This window comes from Pseudonocardia sp. P1 (genome assembly GCF_000178675.2).
GTDB lineage: Bacteria > Actinomycetota > Actinomycetes > Mycobacteriales > Pseudonocardiaceae > Pseudonocardia.
Map to the genome: position 1 here is coordinate 4,490,841 of NZ_ADUJ02000001.1, position 18,994 is coordinate 4,509,834.

The following is an 18,994-nucleotide window of genomic DNA, read 5'->3' on the forward strand; positions in this document are numbered from 1 at the left end:
GACATGGCCACTCTGAAGATCACCCAGGTGAAGAGCCGGATCGGGACCAAGAAGAACCAGCGTGACTCGCTGCGTTCGCTGGGCCTGCGCAAGATCCGGCAGTCGGTGGAGCGCCCGGACGACCCGCAGACCCGCGGGTACGTCCACGTGGTGCGCCACCTCGTGACCGTCGAGGAGGTGCAGGCGTGAGCGACGAGCAGAACGTGATCAAGCTGCACGACCTGCGGCCGGCCCCGGGCTCGAAGCAGGCCAAGACCCGTGTGGGTCGTGGTGAGGGCTCGAAGGGCAAGACCGCCGGTCGCGGCACCAAGGGCACGAAGGCCCGCAAGACGGTGTCGCCGCGCTTCGAGGGCGGTCAGATGCCGCTGCACATGCGGCTGCCGAAGCTCAAGGGCTTCAAGAACCGCTTCAAGGTCGAGTACCAGGTCGTGAACGTCGGCGAGCTGGCCGCCCTGTTCCCGAAGGGTGGCGAGGTCGGACCGGCCGAGCTGGCCGAGGCGGGCGCGGTTCGCAAGAACCAGCCGGTCAAGGTGCTGGGCGAGGGCGAGCTGTCGGGCGTCACCCTCACGGTGAAGGCCCACAAGTTCTCGGCCTCCGCGCGCGAGAAGATCTCGGCCGCGGGTGGGTCCGTCTCCGAGCTCTGACGAGCTCGCGGGACGGGGCCCGGCCCCGAGGCCAGGCGGCCGGGGGTGCGGAGCCATCGGCTCCGCACCGCCCCCTCCGACACGTCCACGGCGCCGTCCACGGTGCCCGTCGTCCGCCCAGGCGGGACGGGTTCGTGGGCGGCGCCGAGGCGTGTCCGGGCCGCTGTTACAGTCACTTCCGGACTACGCGTCCGAGGCAACGGGACAGGCGTGTCATCGCGCAGCCCCCGCCGGTGCAGGACCTGCCGGCCCGGGTGTCCCCGCAAGGCGCGGATCGCGTCTTCCAACCGGCCGTCCCCGTCCCGGGGCCGGCGCAGGCGGTGTCGGGCCGCCGACGTCGTAGGAGGATCACCGAGTGCTCAGCGCAGTCCGGTCGGCCCTGACCACGCCGGATCTCCGCAAGAAGATCCTCTTCACGCTGGCGATCGTGGCGGTGTACCGGCTCGGGGCGAACATCCCGTCGCCGGGGGTGTCCTACCCCAACATCCAGGAGTGCGTCCGCCAGGTCGAGGGCGGCGACAACGCGAGCGTCTATTCGCTGATCAACCTGTTCTCCGGCGGGGCGTTGCTCCAGCTGTCGATCTTCGCGCTGGGCATCATGCCCTACATCACCGCGAGCATCATCGTGCAGCTGCTGCAGGTCGTGATCCCGCGGTTCGAGCAGCTGAAGAAGGAAGGCCAGTCCGGCCAGGCGAAGCTGACGCAGTACACCCGCTACCTGACGATCGGTATCGCGGTGCTGCAGGCGACGGGCTTCGTCGCGCTCGCCGAGCGGGGCCAGCTCTTCCAGGGCTGCCAGCTGCCGGTCATCCCGGACTCGTCGGTCTTCACCCTGGTCGTCATCGTCGTCACGATGGTCGCCGGAACGACGCTGGTGATGTGGCTGGGCGAGCAGGTCACCGAGCGCGGCATCGGCAACGGCATGTCGCTGCTGATCTTCGCCTCGATCGCGCACCGGATCCCCGCCGAGGGCCAGCTCATCCTGGAGAACTCGGGCGGCCTGGTCTTCGCCGGTGTCTGCGCCTTCGGTCTCGCCATCATCGCGAGCGTCGTGTTCATCGAGAACGGCCAGCGGCGGATCCCGGTCCAGTACGCCAAGCGGATGGTCGGGCGCCGGATGTACGGCGGCACCTCGACGTACCTCCCGCTGAAGGTGAACCAGGCCGGCGTCGTGCCGGTGATCTTCGGTAGCTCGCTGCTGTACCTGCCCGACCTGGTCGCCCGGCTCGCCGGGAACGAGGGCGGATGGTTCCAGCAGTTCGTGCAGACCTATCTCGTCGATCAGTCCAATCCCGTGCACATCGTGTTGTACATGGCACTGATCATCTTCTTCACGTACTTCTACGTCGGCATCACGTTCAACCCCGACGAGCGCGCCGAGGACATGAAGAAGTACGGCGGCTTCATCCCGGGCATCCGGCCCGGCAGGCCCACCGCCGAGTACCTGAACTTCGTGCTCAGCCGCATCACGCTGCCGGGATCGCTGTACCTGGGCATCATCGCGGTGCTGCCGAACTTCTTCCTCGGCATCACCGGGACCGGCCAGAACCAGAACTTCCCGTTCGGTGGTACGGCCGTGCTGATCATGGTGACGGTGGGCCTCGACACCCTGAAGCAGATCGAGAGCCAGCTCATGCAGCGGAACTACGAGGGTTTCCTGCGTTAGAGTCCGGCGGAACGTGGCCGTGCGGGAACCCCGGTCGGGGCCCCGGCCCCGGTTCGGTGCCGGCGGCACCGCGCGCCGGTAACGCCGCCGGTGTGGACAAGCAAGAGACTTCAGGAGGTCGGGTTCGCGTGCGACTCGTTCTGGTGGGACCGCCCGGTGCCGGCAAGGGGACCCAGGCTGAGCAGATGGCCGAGAAGCTGGATGTCCCGCACATCTCGACGGGCGATCTGTTCCGCGCGAACCTGCGCGACGAGACGGAGCTCGGCCGCGAGGCCAAGCGGTACATGGACGCCGGGGACCTCGTCCCCGACGAGGTGACCGTGGGCATGGTGAAGGACCGTCTCGGCGACGCCGACACGGAGAAGGGCTTCATCCTCGACGGGTTCCCGCGGAACACCGCGCAGGCGGCCTCGCTCGGCGCGATCCTGGACGAGAAGGGCCTGAAGCTCGACGCCGTCGTCCAGTTCGACGTCGAGGACGAGGTCGTCGTGCAGCGGCTGCTGGGCCGTGGCCGCAGTGACGACAACGAGGACACCATCCGCAACCGGCAGCGCGTGTACCGCGAGGAGACCGCGCCGCTGCTGGACCACTACCGCGACCAGCTGGTCACGATCGACGCCGTCGGTGAGATCGACGAGATCACCGAGCGGGTCTTCTCCGCGCTGCGCGACCGCAGCGCCTAGCGGACCGGCGTCGGCAGTGGGCCCCGCCCGGGACGACCGGGCGGTGCCGGCCGGCACGGCGAGGAACCGAGGGAACGCATGAACGGTCGGGGTGGCCTCCGTGGCGCCATCGCCCGGTACCGGGGACGGGACATCGAGCTCAAGACCCCGCGTCAGCTGCAGGCGATGCGGGAGTCGGGGGCACTGGTGGCCGCGACGCTCGCCGCCGTCACCGAGCACGCCAAGCCGGGGGTGAGCACCGCCGAGCTGGACGCGCTGGCCGAGCAGACCATCCGCGACGGCGGCGGGGTCCCCTCGTTCCTCGGGTATCACGGGTTCCCGGGGAGCATCTGCGCCTCGGTGAACGAGCAGATCGTCCACGGCATCCCGTCCGCGGGGCAGGTGCTGGCCGACGGCGACCTGCTGTCGGTCGACTGCGGCGCGATCCTGGACGGCTGGCACGGCGACTCGGCCGTCACCATCGCCGTCGGCGAGGTCTCGCCGGCCGACCTGGCGCTGTCCGCGGCGTGCCGGGGCGCGATGGACGCCGGCGTCGTCGCCGTGCAGGACGGGGCGCGCCTCACCGACGTCTCGTACGCGATCCAGGAGGCGTGCCGGGCCGCCGCGGAGGCGGACCGCGCCGACTACGGCATCGTCGCGGAGTACGGCGGGCACGGCATCGGCACCTCGATGCACATGGACCCGTTCCTGCCCAACCACGGCGAGCCGGGCCGCGGCCCGCGGCTGCGGCCCGGGATGGCCCTGGCCGTCGAGCCGATGCTCGTCGCGGGGGACCCGGAGACCGTGGAGCTGGACGACGGCTGGACCGTCGTCACCGCGAGCGGCGGACGGGCCGTGCACTGGGAGCACACCGTCGCCGTCACCGAGGACGGGCCGTGGCTGCTGACCGCGCCCGCCGGCGCACCCGACCGTCCGGGTAGCTGACCCTCCGGCCACCCGCCCGGCAGGTCAGGCCCTGATCGATACAGGTCGTACCGGGTAATCGATCAAGGGCTCTCCCAGCGGGTAGTGCCCGTCACGTCCCGGGCCCACAGACCGTTGCACGTGGTCTAGGTTCCCCGCATGAGCGATGAGGCCGAGCAGGACGGCCCGCAGAGCACGGTCACGGTCGGGGTGCCGAAGGAGATCCGGGAGGGCGAGCGCCGCGTGGCGCTGGTCCCGAAGGTCGTCGGCAAGCTGGCAGGCCGCGGTGCGCGGGTCGTGGTGGAGACCGGGGCGGGCGAGGGCGCACTGATCCCGGACGACGAGTTCACCGAGGCCGGCGCCGAGATCGGGGACCCGTGGGCGGCCGACGTCGTCGCGGTGGTCAATCCGCCCAGTGCGGAGCAGATCGGGAAGCTCCGGTCCGGCCAGGTGCTGGTCGGGTTCCTGTCCCCGCTGACCCACCCCGAGACCGTGGAGAAGCTGCGCGACGCCGGGGTGACGGCGTTCGCGATGGAGTCGATCCCGCGGATCTCCCGCGCGCAGGGCATGGACGCGCTGTCGTCGCAGGCGAACGTCGCCGGGTACAAGGCGGTGCTGGCCGCTGCCGAGCACTCCACCCGCTTCTTCCCGATGCTGACGACGGCGGCCGGCACCGTGAAGCCGGCGACCGCGCTGGTGCTCGGCGTCGGTGTCGCGGGCCTGCAGGCGCTCGCGACGGCGAAGCGACTCGGGGCCCGCACCACCGGCTACGACGTGCGGCCCGAGGTCGCCGACCAGGTGAAGTCGCTGGGCGCCCAGTGGCTGGACCTCGGCATCGACGCGGCCGGTGAGGGCGGCTACGCCCGCGAGCTCAGCGACGACGAGCGGGCGAAGCAGCAGAAGGCGCTCGAGGAGGCCATCACGGGCTTCGACGTCGTCGTCACCACCGCACTGGTGCCCGGGCGGAAGGCGCCGCAGCTGGTCAGCGCCGCCGCGGTCGAGGGGATGCGGCCGGGCAGCGTCATCGTGGACATGGCGGGCGAGGCCGGCGGCAACTGCGAGCTGACCGAGCCCGGGGAGACCGTCGTGCGTCACGACGTGACGATCGTGTCCCCGCTGAACCTGCCCGCGTCGATGCCCGAGCACGCCTCGGAGCTGTACGCCCGCAACGTCACCTCGCTGCTCGAGCTGATGGTCACCGACGGCCGGCTGTCCCCGGACTTCGACGACGAGGTACTGGCCAAGTCCTGCGTGACGCGTGAGGAGGGGAGCGCCTGATGGACTCCGGACTGCTGGCGAACATCGCCATCCTGGTGCTGGCCGGCTTCGTCGGCTTCGCCGTCATCTCGAAGGTCCCGAACACGCTGCACACGCCGCTGATGTCGGGCACCAACGCGATCCACGGCATCGTGCTGCTCGGCGCGATCGTCGTGCTCGGCCGTGAGGAGGTCGGCGTCGTCGACGCGATCATCCTGGTCGTCGCGATCGCCTTCGGCGTCATCAACGTCGTCGGCGGCTTCCTGGTCACCGACCGGATGCTCGGCATGTTCAAGGGCAAGACGCCCGGTGCCGCGAAGAAGGCCGAGCAGAACGGGAGCGGATCGTGACCCTCGCCGCCACGGAGACGATGCCGGACGGCCCGCTCGGCGTGATCGTCCCGATCCTCTACATCATCGCGTTCGCGCTGTTCATCTACGGCCTGTCCGGCCTGACCGGGCCGAAGACGGCGGTGCGCGGCAACAAGATCGCCGCGGTCGGCATGGCGATCGCGGTGCTCGCGACACTGCTGCTCGTCCAGGCCAACTGGATCCTGATCATCGTCGGCCTGGTGGTCGGCACGCTGCTCGGCGTCCCGTCCGCGCGGAACGTCAAGATGACCCAGATGCCGCAGATGGTGGCGCTGTTCAACGGCGTCGGCGGTGGTGCGGTCGCGCTGATCGCGTGGGCGGAGTTCCGCGGGTCCGACGGGTTCGTCGGCGTCGAGCTCTACATCGTCATCGCGTCGCTGTTCGCCGCGATCGTCGGCTCGATCTCGTTCTGGGGCTCGCTGATCGCGTTCGGCAAGCTGCAGGAGATCCTCCCCGGCAAGCCGATCGGGCTCGGCGGCGCTCAGCAGATCATCAACATCGGGTTGCTGGTGCTGGCCGTCGTCGCCGCGGTGTTCGCCGGCATGGAGGGCGCCTCGGAGATCTGGATCGTCGCGGTGCTGGTGATCGCCGCGGTGGTCGGCGTGCTGGTCGTCCTGCCCATCGGCGGTGCGGACATGCCCGTCGTCATCTCGCTGCTCAACGCCATGACCGGGCTGTCCGCGGCGGCGGCGGGTCTCGCGCTGGACAACACCGCGATGATCGTCGCCGGCATGATCGTCGGTGCCTCGGGCTCGATCCTGACCAACCAGATGGCCGTGGCGATGAACCGGACCATCCCGGCGATCGTCGCGGGCGGGTTCGGCGGGACGCAGGCCGCGGCCGTCGACGACGGCGTCGAGCGCACCGTGAAGTCGACCTCGGCGGCGGACGCGGCGATCCAGATGGCGTACGCGTCGCAGGTCATCGTCGTCCCCGGCTACGGCATGGCGGTGGCGCAGGCCCAGCACGCCGTGAAGGACATGGCCAAGCTGCTGGAGGGCAAGGGCGTCGAGGTCAAGTACGCCATCCACCCGGTGGCCGGCCGGATGCCCGGGCACATGAACGTCCTGCTCGCCGAGGCCGACGTCTCCTACGACGCGCTCAAGGAGATGGACGACATCAACGACGAGTTCTCCCGCACCGACGTCACGCTGGTGATCGGCGCGAACGACGTCACCAACCCGGCCGCGCGCAACGACCCGTCGAGCCCGATCCACGGGATGCCGATCCTCAACGTCGACGAGTCCCGCAACGTCATCGTGCTCAAGCGGTCGATGGGGTCCGGGTTCGCCGGCATCGACAACCCGCTGTTCTTCGCCGACAACACCTCGATGCTCTTCGGCGACGCGAAGTCGTCGGTGACGGAGGTGACGGAGGAGCTGAAGGCGCTGTAGCCGCCCGGGCGTGGTTCCCGGGGGACCGGTCCCCCGGGAACCACGCCCCGGTGCTACTCCGCGCTGAGCGGGTGCGCGGTCTCGTCGCGGGGGAGCCGCCACAGCAGGATGGCCAGCACCGCGAGCACGACCGGCAGGCACCCGGCGACGACGAACGTGATCGGGATGCCGATCGCGGCTCCGACCGGCCCGGCCAGTGCCATCGACACCGGCATCAGCGCCAGCGACACGAAGAAGTCCAGGCTCGAGACCCGGCCGAGCAGGTGCGGCGGGACGCGCCGCTGCAGCAGCGTCCCCCAGATCACCATCGCCGCTGCGCCGGTGGCCCCGACGAGGAACGCGGCGACGGCCATCGGCCACACCGCCGTCGCCAGGCCCAGTGCGACCAGGGGCAGTGCCCCGGTGCCCCACAGCAGCAGCATCACGGTGAGGTAGCGGCGCGGCAGCGGCCGGCTCGCCATCGCGATCGACCCGAGCGCCCCGCCGATGCCGTACGCGGCGAGCACGGCCGCGAACCCCGCCGGCCCGGAGCCCGCGCGGTCCCGCACCGCGAACGGCAGCAGCACCTCGATCGGCCCGATGATCACGACCACGTAGAGCATGGCGAACGCGAGGCTGGCGAACAGCCAGCCGGTCCGGACCAGGTAGCCGAAGCCCTCGCGCAGGTCGTGCAGCACCGAGCGGCGCGGCTCACCCTCCGCCGTCGCACCGGGTTCGCCCGCGGCGAGCGGGGGGACGACCCGCAGGAACAGGAGCGGGACCAGGGCGACGGCGTAGCCGGCCGTCGCCACGGCCAGCCCGGCACCCGGGACGAACGCCCCGACGACGAGCCCGGCGAGTCCCGGCCCGACCGCCTGCATCATCGCCGGGCGCAGGGTCTGCTCGACGCCGTTGGCCGCGAGCAGCTCGCCGGACGGGACGAGCGTGGGCAGGAGCGCCGAGTAGGCGGGGAAGTAGAACGCCTCCGCGGCGCCGATCACGAAGGCGATGGCCGCCAGCGACCAGATCGTCAGGGTGCCGGTCAGGGCGAGCGTCGTGGCACCGGCCGCCGCGACGATCCGGACGACCTCCACCGAGCGCAGCACGGTGCGACGCGGCAACCGGTCCGCGGCCACGCCGCCGATGAGCACGCTGACCAGCAGGCCCGCGCTCGCCGACGCCGTCACGGCGGACAGCGCGGCGGGGCCGCCACCGAGGCCGATGACCTGCCAGACGAGCGAGAGCAGCCACACCCCGGAGGCGAACAGCGACGCGGCCATCGACGCGACGAGGAACCGGTAGTCGCGGTGCCGGAACGGGCGCAACGCCCGGGGCAGCCGGGTGCTGGTCGTCGGCGGGGTGGTTTCGGTACCGTCGGGCACGTGGTCCGTCACGGACCCATGCGATCACCCGGGCACCCGCGTCGTGCAACCGGGCCGCCCGCGGGTGTTCCGCACCCCCGCTCGCACCGGTCCCGTGCGCACTCCGTACACTTGACTATCGGTGCGCCGTCTGGTGCCCGCTCCGCATGTGCTCTGCACACTCTCCGGTCCGGGCCCCGGGTCGCGCGTGCCGATCCGGTCGTCGGCTCCATCGTCGGCCGGTGCAACCGACACCTGTCACGGATAGCGGAGGACATGGCCAAGAAGGACGGGGCGATCGAGGTCGAAGGCCGGGTCGTCGAACCCCTGCCGAACGCGATGTTCCGGGTGGAGCTGGAGAACGGCCACCGGGTCCTCGCGCACATCAGCGGGAAGATGCGGCAGCACTACATCCGGATCCTTCCGGAGGACCGCGTGGTCGTCGAGCTGTCGCCCTACGACCTCAGCCGCGGCCGGATCGTCTACCGCTACAAGTGACCGTCGGTCGCCAGACCGAGAAGATCAACGGACAGAGGCAGACGACGTGAAGGTCAAGCCGAGCGTCAAGAAGATCTGCGACAAGTGCCAGGTGATCCGCCGCAACGGCCGGATCATCGTGATCTGCTCGAACCTGCGCCACAAGCAGCGCCAGGGCTGAGCAGAGCGGTACTCGTCGCGATCGTCTGATCGCGTCAGCAGAAGCCCCCGGTGCACCTGCCGGGCCACGAGGGCCCGGTAGCACCCCCGGAACCAGGCCGGGGCCCGTTCTCGCAGCGGCGGAACGGGACGGACACCGGGAAGACCTGGAACGAGAACTGAAGGAGACAACGCCGCATGGCACGTGTTGCCGGCGTCGACCTCCCCCGCGAGAAGCGGATGGAGATCGCGCTCACCTATATCTTCGGGGTCGGACGGGCCCGGTCGAAGGAGATCCTCGAGGCCACGGCGATCAGCGCCGACCTCCGGTCGAAGGACCTGACCGACGAGGACGTGACCAAGCTCCGCGACTACATCGAGGAGCACCTGCAGGTCGAGGGTGACCTGCGCCGTGAGATCCAGGCGGACATCCGCCGCAAGATCGAGATCGGCTCGTACCAGGGCATCCGTCACCGGCGGGGTCTCCCGGTCCGTGGCCAGCGCACGAAGACCAACGCGCGCGGCCGCAAGGGTCCGAAGAAGACCGTCGCCGGTAAGAAGAAGGCAGGTAAGAAGTAATGCCGCCCCGCGCACGCCAGGGCACCGGACCCAAGAAGGTCCGCCGTCGCGAGAAGAAGAACGTCGCGCACGGGCACGCCCACATCAAGAGCACGTTCAACAACACGATCGTGTCGATCACCGACCCGACCGGTGCCGTCATCGCCTGGGCCTCGTCCGGGCACGTGGGCCTCAAGGGCTCCCGCAAGTCGACGCCGTTCGCCGCACAGCTCGCCGCCGAGAACGCCGCCCGCAAGGCGATGGAGCACGGCATGAAGAAGTGCGACGTGTTCGTCAAGGGCCCGGGTTCGGGTCGCGAGACCGCGATCCGCTCGCTCCAGGCCGCCGGTCTCGAGGTCGGCACCATCAACGACGTCACCCCGCAGCCGCACAACGGCTGCCGTCCGCCCAAGCGGCGCCGGGTCTAAGGGGAAGGGAGAACCACCATGGCTCGCTACACCGGCCCCATGACCCGCAAGTCCCGCCGACTGAAGACCGACCTCGTCGGCGGTGACCAGGCGTTCGAGCGTCGTCCCTACCCGCCCGGCCAGCACGGCCGGATCCGGATCAAGGAGACCGAGTACCTCCTGCAGCTGCAGGAGAAGCAGAAGGCCCGCTTCGGGTACGGCCTGCAGGAGAAGCAGCTGCGCGCCTACTACGAGGAGGCGCACCGCCGGGAGGGCAAGACCGGCGACGAGCTGCTGCAGATCCTCGAGTCGCGCCTCGACAACGTCGTGTACCGCGCCGGCCTGGCGCGCACCCGGCGGATGGCTCGCCAGCTGGTGAACCACGGCCACTTCCTGGTCAACGGGAAGAAGGTCGACATCCCCAGCTTCAAGGTCTCGAAGTACGACATCATCGACGTGCGGGAGAAGTCGCGTAACACCGACCCGTTCGTCATCGCCAAGGAGACCCAGGGCGACCGCCCGGTCCCGGCGTGGCTGCAGGTCGTTCCGTCGACCCTGCGCATCCTCGTCCACCAGCTGCCCGAGCGCGCTCAGATCGACACACAGGTCACCGAGCAGCTCATCGTCGAGTACTACTCGAAGTAGCTCGACACCCCCGCCGCCCCGCAGGGAGGGGCGGCGGGTTCTCACTGCGACATCAAATAGCGGTTGTCGCAGGTGCGAAGGAGGCACACACCCATGCTGATCTCTCAGCGACCCTCTCTCACCGAGGACGTCGTCACCGAGACCCGGTCGCGGTTCGTCATCGAGCCGCTCGAGCCGGGCTTCGGCTACACCCTCGGGAACTCCCTGCGCCGGACGCTGCTCTCGTCCATCCCCGGTGCCGCCGTCACGTCCATCCGGATCGACGGCGTCCTGCACGAGTTCACCACCGTGCCGGGGGTCAAGGAGGATGTCACCGACATCATCCTGAACCTCAAGGAGCTCGTCGTGAGCTCCGAGGAGGACGAGCCGGTGACCATGTACCTGCGCAAGCAGGGCCCGGGCGCGGTCACCGCGGGCGACATCGTGCCGCCCGCCGGTGTCACCGTGCACAACCCGGACCTGCACATCGCCTCGCTGAACGACAAGGGCCGGCTCGAGGTCGAGCTCGTCGTCGAGCGGGGTCGCGGGTACGTCCCGGCGATGCAGAACAAGGCGACCGGCGCCGAGATCGGCCGGATCCCGGTCGACTCGATCTACTCGCCGGTGCTCAAGGTGACCTACAAGGTCGAGGCCACGCGAGTCGAGCAGCGCACCGACTTCGACAAGCTGGTGCTCGACGTCGAGTCGAAGCCGTCCATCACCCCGCGGGACGCGCTGGCGTCGTCCGGCAAGACCCTGGTCGAGCTGTTCGGCCTGGCCCGCGAGCTGAACGTGGACGCCGAGGGCATCGAGATCGGCCCCTCCCCGCAGGAGGCGGACACCATCGCGGCGTTCGCGATGCCGATCGAGGAGCTGGACCTCACGGTCCGGTCCTACAACTGCCTCAAGCGCGAGGGCATCCACACGGTCGGCGAGCTGGTCGGCCGCAGCGAGGCGGACCTGCTCGACATCCGCAACTTCGGCGCCAAGTCGATCGACGAGGTCAAGATGAAGCTCGTCGGTCTCGGCCTGGCCCTCAAGGACAGCCCGCCCGGGTTCGACCCGTCGGCGGCGGCGGCCGAGTACGGCGTCGACGGTGGCAGCGGGTTCGACCCGGACACCTTCGGTGACGACGGTCAGGACTACGCAGAAACGGAGCAGTTGTAGCCATGCCCCAGCCCACCAAGGGAACCCGCCTCGGCGGGTCGCCCGCGCACCAGCGGCTGATCCTGGCCAACCTGGCGACCTCGCTGTTCGAACACGGCCGGATCACCACCACCGAGGCCAAGGCCCGGCGGCTGCGTCCGTACGCGGAGCGGCTGATCACCAAGGCCAAGGCCGGCGACCTGCACAACCGGCGCGAGATCATGAAGGTGATCCGCGACAAGTCGGTCGTGCACCGCCTCGTCACCGAGATCGGTCCGTTCTTCTCGGACCGCAACGGTGGCTACACCCGGATCACCAAGACGATGCCGCGCAAGGGCGACAACGCCCCGATGGCGGTCATCGAGCTGGTCCAGCAGAAGACGGTCACCGACGAGGCGAACCGCGCGCGCCGCGCCGCCGCGTCCCAGGCCGCCACCACCGAGGCCCCGGCCGAGGAGACCGCACCGGAGGAGACCGCCGCCGAGGCGACCACCACCGACGCCGTCGCCGAGGCCACCGAGGCTCCGTACGGCGAGGGCAGCCACGCCCCGCTGGAGGACCCGGCGCAGGCCCCGGAGGGCTTCGAGATCAAGGGCAACGACGACTCGAAGCTCTACCACGTCCCCGGTTCGTCGCACTACGACCGGACCGTGGCCGAGGTCTGGTTCGCCTCCGAGGAGGCTGCCGAGGCCGCCGGTTTCGCGAAGCCGGCGTCCCAGCAGGAGTCCGGCTCCTGACCGGTCCGCACCACTCCGACGAGCCCGCCGTCCCCGACGGCGGGCTCGTCGGCGTTTCCGGGCCGGTCCGGGTGCGCCTCGACATCGCGTACGACGGCACCGACTTCTCCGGCTGGGCGACCCAGCCGACCCGCCGCACCGTCCAGGGCGTCCTCACCGACGCGCTGTCGACCGTGCTGCGCACCCCGCTGCGGCTCACCGTCGCCGGCCGGACCGACGCGGGGGTCCACGCGTCCGGGCAGGTCGCGCACGTCGACGTCCCCGCGGAGCTCGATCCGCAGCTGGACGGGCTGCTCCGACGGCTCAACCGGTTCCTGCCGCCCGACGTCCGGGTCCGGGCGACGACCCGGGTCCCGGAGACCTTCGACGCCCGGTTCTCCGCGCTCCGCAGGCACTACCGCTACCGGGTCACCACCGCGTCGTTCGGGGCCGAGCCGCTGCGCGCCCGCGAGACGGTGGCCTGGCCCCATCCGCTCGACCCGGCGCTCATGAACGCCGCGTCCGCGCTGATGGTGGGCGAGCACGACTTCGCCGCGTTCTGCAAACGCCGGGAGGGCGCCACCACGGTGCGGGCGCTGCAACGCTTCGAGTGGGACCCGGCGCCGGGGGAGCCCGGTGTGCTGGTCGCGTCGGTGTCGGCCGACGCGTTCTGCCACTCGATGGTCCGCAGCCTGGTCGGCGCGGTGTTCGAGGTGGGCCGTGTGCACCGGCCTCCGGAGTGGCCCGCCGAGCTGTTGTCCCGGACGTCGCGGGCGTCGGAGGTGACGGTCGCGCCGCCGCACGGGTTGTCGCTGACCGGCGTCGACTACCCCGCCGACGACGAGCTGGCCGCCCGGGCCGAGCAGACCCGGCGGATCCGGGTCCCCGGCGCCTCCTGATCCGTCGTGCCGGCGGTACCGCTCAGTCCCGGGCGGTCCAGGCCGGGTGCGGCGGTCCCGCCGGTCGCCGCGACGGGCGGTGTGCCAGCACCACGGCGACGCACAGCCACAGCACCGACCCGAGCCACGCGAGCAGCGAGAGCATGCCGATCCCGGTCACGACGGCCGGGACCTCCGCCCCGGACCCGGCCATGATCGGCGCGTGCGCGCGCACGTCGTCGAAGTCCGGCACGGTCAGGGCCGCCAGGAGCAGGAACCCGGCGCACGACAGGAACGGCGCGGCGAGCGCCCGCTCCAGCACCCGCCGCCGGAACACGACGATCGACAGGGCCGTCGGGACCAGCGGAACGAGCAGACCGACGATCGTCACCACCAGGAAGAACAGCAGCCAGCCCGGCGCCGTGAGGCGCAGCCCGGCGGCGGCCAGGACCGCGACCACCTGCAGGGTGAGGTTCCAGCTCGTCCGCATGGGGTGAGTCTGTCGCCCGCGGCCGCGACGGCGGCTCCGTACGACTACCCGGTCCAGGGTCACGGACGGACCCGGCTCCACGGGCGGACGACCTCGCCGGCCCACGCGCCGAGCAACGGCTCGTCGTGGCTGACGGCCAGTACCCCGAGACCACGTCCGGTGACCTCGTCGGCGACGACCGAGACCAGCGCGGCGGTGGTGGAGGCGTCGAGCATCGCCGTCATCTCGTCGCACAGCAGGTAGTCCGGCTCCGGGGCGAGCGCCCGCGCGAGGCAGGCCCGCTGGAGCTGGCCGTCGGAGACCTCGTGCGGGTGCCGCGTGCGCAGCTCCGGGGTGAGCCCGACGAGGTCGGCGACCTCGTCGACCCGTGCGGTCACAGCGGGATCCGGCGTGCCCGCCGCGCGGAGCGGCTCGGCGACGATCCGGTCCAGGGTCAGCCGGGGGTCGGTGGACGCCCGCGGCGACTGGAACACCACGCCGATGCGCCGCCGCAGTGCCGCGGGTGCGCCGAACCGGTACCGGTGGACCGGCTCCCCGCCGACCGTCACCGTTCCCGACCAGGGGGCGTGCAGCAGGGCCAGTACCCGGGTCAGCGTCGACTTCCCGCATCCGGACGGGCCGGCCAGGCCGAGCACGACCCCCGGCTCGACGGTGAGGTCGACGTCGTCGACGACGGGGTGTCCCCGCCGCCACCCGGCGGTGACGGACTCCGCGCGCAGGCTCATCGGGCCCCCTCCGGGACGTGGCACGACACCCGGCGGTCGCCGTAGGACACCGGCTCGGGATCGCCCGAGCAGGACGCCGACACCGCGCACCGGGGAGCGAACGGACAGCCGTCGGGCAGCGCGGACAGCTCGGGCGGGTGCCCCGGGACCGGGGTGAACCCGGCGCCGGGGAGGGCCCCGAGCAGGCCCGCCGTGTACGGGTGCCAGGGCTCGGCGACGACGTCGTCGGCCGGTCCGGTCTCGACCAGGCGCGAGGCGTACATGACGGCGATGTCGTCGGCCACGTCCCGGGCCGCCCGCAGGTCGTGGGTGATGAGCAGGACGGCGTGCCCCTCGTCCGCGAGCCCGGCCAGCAGGGCGGTCACGTGCTCGACGAGCGGGCGGTCGAGGCCCGCGGTCGGCTCGTCGGCCAGCAGCACCGGCGGGTTCCCGGCCAGCGCGGACGCCAGCCCGGCCCGCTGGGCCTGGCCGCCGGAGAGCTCGTGCGGGTAGAGCCCGAGCACGTGCGCGGGCAGCGCGGCCCGGTCGAGGAGCTCGGCCGCCGTCGTGTCCGTGCCGAGCCGGGCGACCGTCTCCCGGAGCTGGGCGCCGACGGTGCGGGTCGGCGTGAGGTGGGAGGCGGCGGACTGCGGGACCAGGCCGATGAGGCGTCCGCGGACGCGGTCGCGCAGCACCGCCTCCGGGGCGGTGAGCAGCTCGACGGTCCCGGCGTCGTCCGGGGTGGACAGGACGGCCGACCCGCGCACCGACGCGGTCCCCGGGAGCAGTCCGGTCAGCGCCTCGGCGAGGACCGACTTCCCGCAGCCGGACTCACCGACCAGGGCGGTGAGGCGTCCACCGCGCAGGGTCAGGCCGGCGCCGGTCACCGCGCGGACGATCCGGGCGCGCGGGCCGCGACCGACGCGGAAGGCCACGTCGAGATCGCGGACGGTGAGCACGTCCGTCCCACGGGCGCTCACAGCGCCTGCTCCGAGCGGCGGCGGGGCAGGGTCCGGTCCCGCCACCACGCTGCGATCCCGGCGACGCACAGCGTCGTCGCCGCCAGCAGGACGCTCGGGAACACCACGATCCACCAGGATCCGAGGAGCACCGCCTGCCGCCCCTCACCGAGGATCGTCCCGAGGCTCGCCAGGTGTGGTGGCAAGCCGAGCCCGAGGAAGCTCAGCGCCGTCTCGTGCCACACCGCGTGCGGGAGGATCAGCACGGCGGACAGCACCGCCTGCGGGACGACCGCGGGGAGCAGGTGCCGCCGCAGCACCCGGAGCCGGGACGCCCCGCCGGAGATCGCGGCGTCGACGAACGGGCGCTCGCGCAGCGAGAGGATTTCCGAGCGGACGACGCGGGCGACGGTCGTCCAGTGGGTGAGGCCGATCGAGGCGATCACCGCGAGCACGCTGCCCCGGTACAGCGCGACGATCACGATCCCGAGCAGCAGGTGCGGGACCGCGTTGACCGCGTCGACGACCCGCATCAGCAGTCGGTCGTACCAGCCGCCGAGCAGCCCGGACAGCGCCCCGAACAGGGTGCCGATCACCGTCGAGAGCACCGCACAGGCCGCCGCGACCTGCAGCGACACCCACAGGCCCGCGAACGAGCGCAACAGGACGTCCCGGCCGACCGAGTCGGTGCCGAACGGGTGCGCCGCCGAGGGGGCCTGCCGGATCGCGGTGTAGTCGACCAGGCCCTCGTCGAGACCGCCGAGCCACGGGACGAGGACGGCGGCGAGCACCAGCAGCGTCAGCCCGGACGCGCCCGCCACGAGCCGGGCCCGGCCCGACGAGCGACGCCCGCGCGGCGAGCCGGGACGGGGCCGCCCGGCCGGGCGCCACGGCCCGGGATCGGGGTGGTGCGTCCCGGTGTGCAGAGCGAGGTCAGACATCGGCGACCACCCGGGGATCGAGGAGCAGGACGGTCAGGTCGGCGACCAGCGACCCGGCGAGCACCGCCACGGCGGACAGCAGGGTGAGCGCGGCGAGCAGCGGGAAGTCCACCGCGAGCGCCGCGGTGACGACCGCGGCCGCGATGCCCGGCCAGGAGAAGACCGTCTCCACCAGCACCGCGCCGGTGACGAGCTCGGGCAGCCGGTTGCCGAGGACGGTGACGAACGGCAGCAGCGCGGTCGGCAGCGCGTGCCGCAGCACGACGACGCGCTCCGGGAGGCCGCGGGCCCGGGCACCCGCGACGTGGTCGTCGTCCAGCGCGGAGATCAGCGAGGCCCGCACGTGCAGCACCAGCCACGGCGTCTGGGACACCCCCAGCACCACCGCGGGCAGGACGAGGTGCCGGGCGACCTGACCGGCCGTCGGTGCGGCACCGGCGTCGGTGAGCCCGGCGACCGGCAGCACCGGCCAGGCGACGGCGAAGACCGCGATCGCCGCGAGCGCCAGGACGAACGGCGGCAGGCCCTCCAAGGTGTGCCCGACGGCGGTGACGGCCCGGTCGAACCAGCCGCCCTGCCGCCACGCCGCCGCCGTCCCGGCCGCCAGCGCGAGGACCAGGGACACCAGCAGGGCGCAGACGACGAGCAGCAGCGTCCACGGCAGCCGCTCGGCGACCACCTGGGCGACCGGCTGGCGCATCGACAGGCTCTGCCCGAGATCACCGGTGAGCAGCCCGCCCAGCCACCGGCCGAGCTGGTCGAACACCCCGCCGTCCAGGCCGAGCGCGCGTTCCGCGGCGGCGATCTCCTCGTCGCCGGCGGAGAAGATCCCGACCCCGAAGTACTGGTACACCGGCCGGAACGGCGACGCCGCGGCGAGCAGGAACACCCCGACCGCGACGATCACGACCGTGGGGACACCGAGCAGGACCCGGAGCCCGACCAGTCGGGCGACCGCGCGTCCCCGCCGGCGCTCGGGTGGCGCGATCGCCGTCACTGCTTCGGCGTCCAGTCCTCGAGGTTCCACCACGGGCCCCACGTGACGCCGTGCGTGTGCGGCTCGACGACCTCGACGTAGCCGTCCCAGCTGTCGCGGGAGACGTAGCTGTGCCCCACGAACACCAGGAAGACCATCCCGGGGTCGGCGGCGTAGGCCCGCTGGAACGCGCGGATCTGCTCGTCGCGGGCGGCGTCGTCGGGGGCGCGCAGTGCGGCGTCGAGGGCCGCGTCGACCTGCGGGTTCGAGTACGAGCCCGGGTTGTTGAAGCCGTCGGCCGCGTTCGACGAGTGCAGCAGCTGCCAGGACTTGAAGCCCGGGTCGAACGGATCGCCGCCGCCGAGGACGAGTGCGTCCCGGCCCATCCGGGGCTCGATGGCCTCCCAGCCCAGGCCCTCCAGCCGCACGTCGATCCCGGCGGCGCGGGCGTCGGAGGCGAACGCCTGCGCGAGGTCCCGCCGGATGGTGTCGGTGGCCGGGTACATCAGGGAGAAGCTCGCGGCCTGCCCGTTCCGGGCGCGGACGCCGTCCGGGCCGGGTGCCCAGCCGGCCTCGTCGAGCAACCGGGCCGCCCCGGCGGGGTCGAAGTCGAAGGCGGCGGACGGCTCGACCTGCTCGGGCAGGGCGTCCGGGATCGGGTTCGAGGCCGGCCGCCCCTGCCCGGCGAGCAGCGCGTCGACCATGCCCTGCCGGTTCACCGCCCTGTTCAGCGCGGCCCGGATCGCCGGGTCCGCCGTCACCGGGTTCGCGAACGGCAGCGCGATCGTGCGGTAGTCGGCCGACGAGTGCTCCCGCAGCGCCATGCCGCTCTGCGCGGCGACCGCCTTCGCCAGGGCCGGGGGCAGGACGGTGCCGTCGAACTCGCCCGCGCCGACCCGCTGGGCGCGCGTGTTGTCGTCGGTCGCGAAGACGACGGTCACCCGCTTCACCGCGGGCGCACCGCCCCAGTAGCCCTCGTGGGCCTGCAGCACCATCGCGTCGCCGCGGCGCCACTCGACGAGCGAGTAGGGGCCGGTGCCGACCGGCCGGGTGTTCACCGGGAGGTCGGCGACGGGCCCGCCGTCCTGCAGCACCTCGGAGGGGAGGATCCCCGAGGTGAGGCGGGCGGGGAACGCGCCGTAGGCGTAGGACAGGTCGAACCGGACGGCGTCCGTGCCGACGGGTTCGACCCGCTCGAGCATCGGGACGGCGGAGCCGATCGTCGCCGCCCGGTCCGGCGCCAGGATCGCCCGGTAGGTCGCGACGACGTCCTCTGGTCCGAAGGTGGAGCCGTCGTGGAACGTGACGCCCTGACGCAGCGGGACGGTCCAGGACCGCCGGTCGGGCGACGGGGTCGCCTCGCCGGCGGCCAGCGCCGGCTGCAGGGCCCGGTCCGCGTCGTGGGCGTAGAGCCCGTCGTAGAACTTGCTCGCGCCCTCCGCGCCGTACCCGAGCAGCGGGTTGAGGTCGTCGGGCTCGTAGCCGTCGGCGAGGGTCATCGTGGTGGGGTCCCCGGTGGGAGCGGACTCCCCGGGCGCGGGCGTGGGGGCCGAGCATCCGGCGACGACCAGGGCGGCCAGCAACGGGACGGCGATGTTCCGCAGGGCGATCACGCAGCGGCACATTATGTGCAACAACCGAGAGCTGGCAACGAAACCGGCCGATCGGACAGGTGAGGTACTTCTACGCAGCGTGTGCCGA

The 18,994-nt window shown here is 72.1% G+C and carries 23 protein-coding genes; 16 read left to right on the plus strand and 7 right to left on the minus strand.

The annotated features are described in order from the left end of the window. Window positions 1–3: 3 nt before the first annotated feature. The 8 genes from rpmD (at window position 4) to PP1_RS20775 (ending at window position 6,918) form a co-directional block, all read left to right on the plus strand. Window positions 4–189 (plus strand): 50S ribosomal protein L30, encoded by a 186-nt coding sequence (rpmD, locus tag PP1_RS20740; RefSeq protein WP_010228496.1) that lies wholly within the window; start codon window positions 4–6, stop codon window positions 187–189. Further along, on the plus strand, window positions 186–644 hold the full coding sequence (rplO, locus tag PP1_RS20745) for a 50S ribosomal protein L15 (RefSeq protein ID WP_010228497.1): 459 nt from the start codon (window positions 186–188) through the stop codon (window positions 642–644). Before rpmD ends, rplO begins: the two co-directional genes overlap by 4 nt. Window positions 645–999: 355 nt before the next feature. Then, window positions 1,000–2,310, plus strand: a complete 1,311-nt coding sequence (gene secY, locus PP1_RS20750) for a preprotein translocase subunit SecY (protein ID WP_010228500.1) — start codon at window positions 1,000–1,002, stop codon at window positions 2,308–2,310. 128 nt (window positions 2,311–2,438) lie between these two features. Beyond that, on the plus strand, window positions 2,439–2,993 hold the full coding sequence (locus tag PP1_RS20755; RefSeq protein WP_010228502.1) for an adenylate kinase: 555 nt from the start codon (window positions 2,439–2,441) through the stop codon (window positions 2,991–2,993). 78 nt (window positions 2,994–3,071) lie between these two features. Further along, window positions 3,072–3,917, plus strand: coding sequence for a type I methionyl aminopeptidase (gene map, locus PP1_RS20760; protein WP_010228504.1), 846 nt, complete (start codon window positions 3,072–3,074; stop codon window positions 3,915–3,917). Between the two features lie 138 nt (window positions 3,918–4,055). Next, window positions 4,056–5,174: a Re/Si-specific NAD(P)(+) transhydrogenase subunit alpha gene (locus PP1_RS20765; protein ID WP_010228506.1), complete on the plus strand. Its 1,119-nt coding sequence runs from the start codon at window positions 4,056–4,058 to the stop codon at window positions 5,172–5,174. After that, a complete protein-coding gene (locus tag PP1_RS20770) occupies window positions 5,174–5,503 on the plus strand; it encodes an NAD(P) transhydrogenase subunit alpha (protein ID WP_010228509.1) in 330 nt (109 codons plus the stop codon). The genes PP1_RS20765 and PP1_RS20770 overlap by 1 nt, the downstream gene beginning before the upstream one ends. A gap of 20 nt (window positions 5,504–5,523) precedes the next feature. Beyond that, entirely contained in the window at window positions 5,524–6,918 is a 1,395-nt protein-coding gene (locus PP1_RS20775) for an NAD(P)(+) transhydrogenase (Re/Si-specific) subunit beta (RefSeq protein WP_029239451.1), read from the plus strand. Window positions 6,919–6,971: 53 nt separating this feature from the next. Here the strand turns inward: PP1_RS20775 and PP1_RS20780 are convergent, their stop codons facing one another. After that, window positions 6,972–8,291, minus strand: a complete 1,320-nt coding sequence (locus tag PP1_RS20780) for an MFS transporter (protein ID WP_010228512.1) — start codon at window positions 8,289–8,291, stop codon at window positions 6,972–6,974. 243 nt (window positions 8,292–8,534) lie between these two features. On the opposite strand from PP1_RS20780, the gene infA reads away from it, so the two are divergent. The 8 genes from infA to truA all read left to right on the plus strand — a co-directional run bounded on the left by infA (window position 8,535) and on the right by truA (window position 13,244). After that, complete coding sequence (gene infA, locus PP1_RS20785) at window positions 8,535–8,756, plus strand: translation initiation factor IF-1 (protein WP_010228514.1); 222 nt, start codon at window positions 8,535–8,537, stop codon at window positions 8,754–8,756. A 46-nt stretch (window positions 8,757–8,802) separates the two neighbouring features. Then, the gene (gene rpmJ, locus PP1_RS20790) at window positions 8,803–8,916 is read left to right on the plus strand and encodes a 50S ribosomal protein L36 (protein WP_010228516.1); all 114 of its coding nucleotides are present in this window, start codon (window positions 8,803–8,805) and stop codon (window positions 8,914–8,916) included. Window positions 8,917–9,092: 176 nt separating this feature from the next. Continuing rightward, window positions 9,093–9,473, plus strand: a complete 381-nt coding sequence (rpsM, locus tag PP1_RS20795) for a 30S ribosomal protein S13 (protein WP_010228518.1) — start codon at window positions 9,093–9,095, stop codon at window positions 9,471–9,473. Beyond that, window positions 9,473–9,880: a 30S ribosomal protein S11 gene (gene rpsK / locus PP1_RS20800; protein WP_010228520.1), complete on the plus strand. Its 408-nt coding sequence runs from the start codon at window positions 9,473–9,475 to the stop codon at window positions 9,878–9,880. Before rpsM ends, rpsK begins: the two co-directional genes overlap by 1 nt. Before the next feature lie 18 nt (window positions 9,881–9,898). Continuing rightward, entirely contained in the window at window positions 9,899–10,504 is a 606-nt protein-coding gene (gene rpsD, locus PP1_RS20805; RefSeq protein ID WP_010228522.1) for a 30S ribosomal protein S4, read from the plus strand. Window positions 10,505–10,597: 93 nt separating this feature from the next. Next, the gene (locus PP1_RS20810; protein WP_010228524.1) at window positions 10,598–11,650 is read left to right on the plus strand and encodes a DNA-directed RNA polymerase subunit alpha; all 1,053 of its coding nucleotides are present in this window, start codon (window positions 10,598–10,600) and stop codon (window positions 11,648–11,650) included. Between the two features lie 2 nt (window positions 11,651–11,652). Beyond that, entirely contained in the window at window positions 11,653–12,366 is a 714-nt protein-coding gene (rplQ, locus tag PP1_RS20815) for a 50S ribosomal protein L17, sunset domain variant (protein WP_010228526.1), read from the plus strand. Window positions 12,367–12,437: 71 nt separating this feature from the next. After that, window positions 12,438–13,244 (plus strand): tRNA pseudouridine(38-40) synthase TruA, encoded by an 807-nt coding sequence (gene truA, locus PP1_RS20820; RefSeq protein WP_010228528.1) that lies wholly within the window; start codon window positions 12,438–12,440, stop codon window positions 13,242–13,244. Between the two features lie 22 nt (window positions 13,245–13,266). On the opposite strand, the gene PP1_RS20825 is transcribed toward truA, so the two are convergent. The 6 genes from PP1_RS20825 to PP1_RS20850 are packed head-to-tail and all read right to left on the minus strand — an operon-like array spanning window position 13,267 to window position 18,906. After that, window positions 13,267–13,713, minus strand: coding sequence for a hypothetical protein (locus tag PP1_RS20825; protein ID WP_010228530.1), 447 nt, complete (start codon window positions 13,711–13,713; stop codon window positions 13,267–13,269). 59 nt (window positions 13,714–13,772) lie between these two features. Further along, window positions 13,773–14,438: an ABC transporter ATP-binding protein gene (locus tag PP1_RS20830; RefSeq protein ID WP_010228531.1), complete on the minus strand. Its 666-nt coding sequence runs from the start codon at window positions 14,436–14,438 to the stop codon at window positions 13,773–13,775. Continuing rightward, window positions 14,435–15,397 carry an ABC transporter ATP-binding protein gene (locus PP1_RS20835; RefSeq protein ID WP_010228533.1) on the minus strand — a complete coding sequence of 321 codons (963 nt, stop codon included), beginning with the start codon at window positions 15,395–15,397 and terminating at the stop codon, window positions 14,435–14,437. The genes PP1_RS20830 and PP1_RS20835 overlap by 4 nt, the downstream gene beginning before the upstream one ends. Beyond that, window positions 15,394–16,317, minus strand: a complete 924-nt coding sequence (locus PP1_RS20840) for an ABC transporter permease (RefSeq protein ID WP_075314729.1) — start codon at window positions 16,315–16,317, stop codon at window positions 15,394–15,396. The genes PP1_RS20835 and PP1_RS20840 overlap by 4 nt, the downstream gene beginning before the upstream one ends. Continuing rightward, window positions 16,310–17,314 (minus strand): ABC transporter permease, encoded by a 1,005-nt coding sequence (locus tag PP1_RS20845; RefSeq protein WP_010237981.1) that lies wholly within the window; start codon window positions 17,312–17,314, stop codon window positions 16,310–16,312. Before PP1_RS20845 ends, PP1_RS20840 begins: the two co-directional genes overlap by 8 nt. Further along, window positions 17,311–18,906 carry an ABC transporter substrate-binding protein gene (locus PP1_RS20850; protein ID WP_010237978.1) on the minus strand — a complete coding sequence of 532 codons (1,596 nt, stop codon included), beginning with the start codon at window positions 18,904–18,906 and terminating at the stop codon, window positions 17,311–17,313. The genes PP1_RS20845 and PP1_RS20850 overlap by 4 nt, the downstream gene beginning before the upstream one ends. Between the last annotated feature and the right edge of the window lie 88 nt (window positions 18,907–18,994).